Origin of the sequence: Pectinatus frisingensis (assembly GCF_015732285.1) — a bacterium.
In the GTDB taxonomy this organism is placed as follows: Bacteria; Bacillota; Negativicutes; order Selenomonadales; family Selenomonadaceae; genus Pectinatus; species Pectinatus frisingensis.
The window spans coordinates 1-1,862 of the sequence record NZ_WIQU01000058.1 but is presented as its reverse complement, the minus strand read 5'-3'; the positions used below and the strand labels follow the sequence as shown (position 1 = coordinate 1,862).

General features: G+C 31.6%; 1 protein-coding gene and 1 pseudogene. One reads left to right on the top strand and one right to left on the bottom strand.

The annotated features are described in order from the left end of the window. Nucleotides 1–113: 113 nt before the first annotated feature. Nucleotides 114–320 (bottom strand): annotated as a pseudogene (locus tag I6751_RS14180) (helix-turn-helix domain-containing protein); the annotation flags it as partial. A gap of 212 nt (nt 321–532) precedes the next feature. Here I6751_RS14180 and I6751_RS10855 point away from each other — a divergent pair. Further along, entirely contained in the window at nt 533–1,849 is a 1,317-nt protein-coding gene (locus tag I6751_RS10855) for a hypothetical protein (protein ID WP_196592014.1), read from the top strand. Nucleotides 1,850–1,862: the final 13 nt, after the last annotated feature.

Genomic DNA, 1,862 nt, shown 5'->3' with positions numbered 1-1,862 from the left:
TCGACTGATTTTTACATGGATGAGATTTATGAATTTGCGAAAGAACGTTGACAGCACCCTTACGCGGACGGCTATTCAATTCATCGGCAAAATGTTAATATATCTTTAGAAGTATATTTCTCAATCTGGTTTTTGCGCAACGGTGTACCGGGGCTCAGCTCATACAGGATAGTACTTGGTGAACAGTTGATTTCTCGGGCGATTGCCCGTAGAGAGTATCATTGTCTCTTTAGTTGTTGAATCGCTCAGCGTTCTTCTCGTTCCAAGTGCTGACCACGTTTTCGTTCAGGTGGTACTGTAATATAATTATGGTAGTCCATAGTGATTGTCTCCTCTTTGGTTAATGGCGTTGTGAGAACTTCATTTTACCATTTAAAGAAAAGTCACTGTGGACTTTTTGCTAACTGTTCATTTTCATTTTATAATTAACCAAAAAAATTTTAAAAAAAACGTAAAAAAATTTAGCAATAAAGCTCTTTTATATATAGACAAGAAAATACTTGTTAAATAATTTTTGAAAGGATGACTTGAAATGTCAGAACAAGAACAAAAAAGAAATGAATTGCTGGAAAAATTAAATAAGGGGGTGGTAAAATTAAATAAATTTGAAGATGTATCTGTTAATGAAATTGCAAATAAAGTATTTACAAAAGCAACTGCAAAAAAAACAATTACAGAAAAAGATTGTACTAAAAAGATCAATCTATATGGAAATATTTTAAGGAGAAAACCTGATTTATTAGCAACATCGTTAGCAGCTGCTAGTAATGCAAGTATTCAAGTAGTACAGGTAAACTTAGATACGACATATACTATTAATAATTTTACTACTGGTACTATTGCATTACAGGTTAATACAGACAATATAAAAAAAATTACTTCATATGTAAACTTTAGTGAAGCAGTTAATTTTGGTGTTGGTATTGCTCAGGCTAATAGTCCAGGTTCTCTTAATATCTTGGAAGCTCATAGTGCAACATTTGGGACACTGGACATAGATTCTTATTTAACCAATGGTGGTAATTATTATGTTTTAATAGAAGTCGCTGCCGGTGGTGGAACTTGTACAGTTTTAATTAATTCTTCAACAACTGTTAGTTCCAATGAACCTAATGATGTCCCTAGTGAATTGAAAACGATATATACGGATGTAGTAAATATACATGATACTTTTGATAATGTAAATGATTATGATTTTATTCATTATAAATTAACAAAAGATACCGCAATATTTTTTCATTTAATATTTCCGTCATATCTACTAGATGGAAAATTAGCTGGTGTTATTCAATTAGGATATGTTAAAATTGCCGATAAAAACGGTAATGTGATTAGATCACAAATATTAAAAGTGCAAAATTTAAAAGTGCAAGCTGATATATATGGTGCTTTTTCAGACATATTGGGAGCTGGAGAATATTGTTTTTATGTAACGCCAAATTCGGATAAGCCTGACTTTTTAAATATTGATTATAATTTTATGTTGGTGCCAATATCTAAAGAAACTATGTTACCTAGTTATATTAATATAATTAGCGAAACAAATAAAAATCCAGATGGTTATGGATCTTTTATTGGAAAAAGATGGGTTAGAGGCGATGTTGATATTGTTGCTAATGTAGAGGGAAAAGATGATAATACGTTTTTGCCTAATATTCCTATAGTATGCGACATCGTTGGACCTAGTAGTAAAGGTGATAGTAAGGGAGATTATTTACAAATGTCAAATGGTATTAGTGATAGTAAAGGTGTCTTTTCTACAAGTTTACCTATGCCTTTTGTTCATGGACAAACCACGATAAGGGCAGCTGCTTCTAGATATGCAGCAGATGAAGATAGTATTTGGTAGTGTAAAATAGTTT

What these genes read in the sequence shown, in the direction of transcription:
- I6751_RS10855 (WP_196592014.1), top strand. Translation starts at nt 533, where the DNA reads ATGTCAGAACAAGAACAAAAAAGAAATGAATTGCTGGAAAAATTAAAT.